Origin of the sequence: Frigoribacterium sp. CFBP 13712, from assembly GCF_014842255.1 — a bacterium.
Taxonomy (GTDB): domain Bacteria; phylum Actinomycetota; class Actinomycetes; order Actinomycetales; family Microbacteriaceae; genus Frigoribacterium.
Window position 1 is genome coordinate 1 of the sequence record NZ_JACYVH010000017.1, and the last position, 3,954, is coordinate 3,954.

General features: G+C 65.0%; 5 protein-coding genes. 3 read left to right on the forward strand and 2 right to left on the reverse strand.

Going from position 1 to position 3,954, the window contains the following annotated elements; translation table 11 throughout:
* The first annotated feature begins 336 nt into the window (after window positions 1-336).
* Entirely contained in the window at window positions 337-552 is a 216-nt protein-coding gene (locus IFT51_RS14675; RefSeq protein WP_192061830.1) for a hypothetical protein, read from the forward strand.
* Between the two features lie 229 nt (window positions 553-781).
* Here the strand turns inward: IFT51_RS14675 and IFT51_RS14680 are convergent, their stop codons facing one another.
* Window positions 782-1,630 (reverse strand): SDR family oxidoreductase, encoded by an 849-nt coding sequence (locus tag IFT51_RS14680; RefSeq protein ID WP_192061831.1) that lies wholly within the window; start codon window positions 1,628-1,630, stop codon window positions 782-784.
* Window positions 1,631-1,696: 66 nt separating this feature from the next.
* On the opposite strand from IFT51_RS14680, the gene IFT51_RS14685 reads away from it, so the two are divergent.
* Window positions 1,697-2,050, forward strand: a complete 354-nt coding sequence (locus IFT51_RS14685) for a helix-turn-helix domain-containing protein (RefSeq protein WP_192061832.1) — start codon at window positions 1,697-1,699, stop codon at window positions 2,048-2,050.
* A 75-nt stretch (window positions 2,051-2,125) separates the two neighbouring features.
* Here IFT51_RS14685 and IFT51_RS14690 read toward each other — a convergent pair whose 3' ends face one another.
* Window positions 2,126-2,704: a helix-turn-helix domain-containing protein gene (locus tag IFT51_RS14690; RefSeq protein WP_371740829.1), complete on the reverse strand. Its 579-nt coding sequence runs from the start codon at window positions 2,702-2,704 to the stop codon at window positions 2,126-2,128.
* A gap of 69 nt (window positions 2,705-2,773) precedes the next feature.
* Between IFT51_RS14690 and IFT51_RS14695 the strand changes: the two genes are divergently transcribed.
* Entirely contained in the window at window positions 2,774-3,763 is a 990-nt protein-coding gene (locus tag IFT51_RS14695; protein WP_192061833.1) for an NAD(P)/FAD-dependent oxidoreductase, read from the forward strand.
* Window positions 3,764-3,954 lie beyond the last annotated feature (191 nt).

A 3,954-nucleotide genomic window follows, 5' to 3' on the forward strand; every position in this document is an offset into this window, starting at 1 on the left:
GGATCACCACAAGCGGACCCGAGCAAGTGGAACCCAGTTGGGCACTCACGACCCTGACGGTAATTGCTACTGCCGGTACCGTCACCGCCACCGCGTTGGCTCTCGTGATGCGAAAATTCACCCTCGACAGCAGCCTCAGCGAGGTGCGGTAGGCGCCAGCGTGCCGGATGCCGATCGGCTATCGGGACGCTTCCGCGGCGCTCGCGCTCGACGGCACGACTGATAGCACGCGCCTCTCCGTCCACGAGGACCTTCGATTAAGTGACGGTGGTCATTGCGGACAGGACCTGGCCGGGATGGTTCTTAGCATCACCAGCATGACCACTGAGAAAACTCATGCCGCACAGATCCGCCCGTTCCGAAGCCGACGCCCTGCCCGAATCCGTCAGCGACCGGAGCTTTCGAGCTCGGACGATCACGCTCGCGCCGCTGACCTGCCTCGACGCTAGCCTCGCCGAGTGGGTCGACCGCGAAGGACTTGTCGACTACGGCACCGTGCTCGACCAGGCGTTCGACCTACTGAAGCCCGCCGCCCTGGAGATTCCCGCGTAGCCCTCGACCCGCTGAACGATCCTCCAACAGGCAGAGACATGTCGTTTTCTGGCTCCGTGACCCCTCACGACCGCGGAAGAAGTCGCACAGACTCAAGCTAAATCCTCCCAGGCGTCTCGATCCTGGTGAGGAGGCGCCCTGCCCGCGGCATGGAGGAGTTGGGGGCCGCTGACCAGCTGAGGGCGCGCCCAGTAGGGCAGCAATCATCGCCGTCGAAGCAGCAAGCGGATCAGGAGCGAATGTCGCTGAGCCACTGCTCGACCGTGCGCGGCAGGAGCCCCAGCCGCGTCTGGGCGCTGGTGGCCTCGTCGATCACCTCGGCATCCTGCGTCGCGCGCCAGCGGTACGAGGCGACGACCGGCGCGGCACCCTCGGCGCCGAAGAGCGGCTCGATGACCGCGGCGAAGTCGTCGGGGGTCTGAGCCTCGAAGTGAACATCGCCCTCGCGGTGGGCCGCGAAACCCGCGGCCAGGTCGGTGCCAAGAAGCCCCGGAAGGGCTCCGACGCCGACGACGCCAGTGACCGAGGAGTCCTGTAGAAGGTGCGCCACAACGACCGCCACGTCGAGGTGCGAGCTCCATGACACGGCGTAATCACCGCGGATCGGGTAGCGGAGGACACCTTCCTGCTCGATCCCGGCCGTCACCGGTGGCAGGAGGAGGTTCTCGAGGTACAGGCGGGGCGCGACGACGGCGAGGGAGACACCGGTGGCCTCGATGCCCCGGACAAGGACGTCCATCGGACTACCGTCGGCGCCTGTGCCCTCGACCTGCGCCCCGCTGGTCGACACGACGACCCGGGCTGGTCGAGCCGCCGCGACGGCGGCCACGACCGCCTCGGCCTGCGCCGTCTGCATATCGGGGGAGCCGACGGTGAGGTGGACGAAAACGCCGTCGAGGCCCTCATAGGCCTTCGTCAGCGACTCGGCCGACGTGAGGTCGATGGCGACGGGTGTAGCGCCGCCCGTGTACGAGGCGGGATCACGGACGGCGGCGGTGACGGATGCACCGGCGGCGAGGAGTTCGGAGACGACAGGCGAGCCCTGGGCGCCTGTGGCGCCGTGAATGAGATAGGTCATGGGAGCCATTAGTGCACAGAGAGCACCGGTTACGTCAACTGCACTAATGGGCTAGGGTCCTTGTTCATGGCTTTCTGTGGGGATGTCTGGCCCGACTGCGGCATCGCGAAGTTCCTGACTCTTCTCGACGGACCCTGGGCGACGTTGATCGTGAGCGAGCTTCTGACCGGCCCGGCTCGGTTCTCCGAGTTGAAGGAGGCCCTGCCCGGCATCAGCGCGCACACGCTCACGAATCGCCTCCGCAAATTCGAGACCTCCGGTCTCGTGACCCGCACGGTCTACGCCGAGATACCGCCCCGGGTCGTCTATGAGCTGACAGAGACGGGCATGGAGCTCCGGCCTGTGCTCGAGTCGATGAACGTCTGGGCCCAGTCCGTGCCACAACCGCCAGCCCGAGAACCAGACATGGCACCCATGTAGCCGACTAATTATCGGCCGGCGGGACGGTGTCACCCTGTCTTCGGCACGAAGCTCCAGCGACGACGTTTCCGGTCGTCACTCATCAGCCAGCGGCCGGGCCCGCATGTGAATGCGGCGACCCTCCATGCTGAAGATCGACAACATCTCCGCGGGGCCCTCGAGGGGTGTCATCCAGTGCGGGAATCGCGTATCGAACTCCGCGGACTCCCCCGCGTTGAGGATGACTTCCTTCTGCGCGATCACAAGGCGCAGGCGCCCTGAGAGGAGGTAGATCCACTCGTACCCGTCATGAACATGCAGATCCGGAATCGCCTCGGCACCGTCAGGGTGCGTAGGCATAGACACCTTGTATGTCTGCACCGGACTCGACGCCGCCGCGAGCGTCTCGAACCTGACTCCGTCGATGACTTTCACGGTCTGCTCCACTCGCGGGTCGACGACCTCCCTTGGCACGATGTCATCGAGGTCGAGACCCAAAGCACGCGCGACCGGAACCACGAGCTCAAGATTCGGCGCCCGCTTACCCGCCTCCAGACGAGACAACGTGCTCGCCGAAACCCCTGTCGACTGTGAGAGCTCGACCAGCGTCAGGCCCCGCTTCTCCCGAAAGGCCCGAATGCGGGGTCCGATCATCGACAGATCGAGCTCGCTCACGCCACCCACCTTCTTGCTATATCAGCATCTTGAATTGCAAGAAGCGTAGTGCGGGCCGAGGCTCAGTACATGACCAAGACCGCAGAAACCACTGACGCCGACCTCGACAACGGACGAGACGATCCCGCCATCTCGAAGGAGCACTGGGACGTTATCGTCATCGGCGGCGGTGTCGCGGGGCTCAGCGCTGCCCTTATCCTCGCCCGCGCACAGCGACGAGTCCTAGTCCTCGACGCCCAGAGCCCCCGCAATCGGTATGCCGCACATATGCATGGCGTCCTGGGTCGTGATGGCTATTCGCCACTGGATCTCGTGGCCGATGGAGCGCGCGAAGTACGCGCAGTCGGTGGCGTCATCCTGCAGACCACAGCACGCGCTGCCCGCCCTGTAAGCGAAGGATTCGAGGTCACGACGACTGAAAACATCACCGTCAGCGGGCGGCACCTGATCTTCGCAACAGGAGCCCGAGACGCCCTCCCGGACATCCCCGGTCTCGCCGAGCAATGGGGCCGCGGCGTAGTGGCCTGCCCCTACTGTGATGGATACGAGAATCGCGACCGAACCATCGGCGTTCTCGCCGCTTCCATCGCGGGTCTGCACAAAGCGCACATGCTGCGCTCGTACTCCGCCGACATCGTCGTCTTCACCGCCCTCGCAGGTGAAGTCCCGGCCAGCGATCGTGAACTCCTCGAGGCGCGAGGCATGCGCATTGAGACGACTCCCGTCAAAGAGACGGTCACAGACGGTTCAACTCTCACAGGCCTCGCTCTCGAGAACGGCACCTCGATTCCCGTCGACGTCGTGTTCGCCGAGCCACCACTCATCGCCCAAGACGAACTCCTGCAGCAACTAGGAGCCGCACTGAGCGATTCACCCTTCGGCCCGTGGACGTCGGTCGACGTCGCGGGACGCACGAGCGTTCCCGGCGTCTGGGCCGTCGGTAACGCAGCAAACCCGACCGCCCTCGTTCCGATCGCCGCAGGCTCCGGCGCCATTGCGGCACTAGCACTCAATGCGGAGCTGATCGGTGCCGATATCGCGGCGTCTAGCGTCCGATAGAGGATCCCCTATCGGGCCCCGCCCTTCGGCCTCGACCACGCTGTCGAAGTTCGCTAACTTCAAACATCACTACTTCTCGGAGGCGCTGTGCTCTCGATCGTCATCGCCCCAGTGGCCCTCATCATCGTGCTGACCCTGCTCGGGATGGCCATCCTCGGGACTGCCAGAACGAGTCCTACCCAGAAGCGCCA

Excerpts from the sequence above, each read along its gene's own strand:
- IFT51_RS14675 (WP_192061830.1), top strand. The coding sequence starts at position 337 with ATGCCGCACAGATCCGCCCGTTCCGAAGCCGACGCCCTGCCCGAATCC.
- IFT51_RS14680 (WP_192061831.1), bottom strand. The coding sequence starts at position 1,630 with ATGACCTATCTCATTCACGGCGCCACAGGCGCCCAGGGCTCGCCTGTC.
- IFT51_RS14685 (WP_192061832.1), top strand. The coding sequence starts at position 1,697 with ATGGCTTTCTGTGGGGATGTCTGGCCCGACTGCGGCATCGCGAAGTTC.
- IFT51_RS14695 (WP_192061833.1), top strand. The coding sequence starts at position 2,774 with ATGACCAAGACCGCAGAAACCACTGACGCCGACCTCGACAACGGACGA.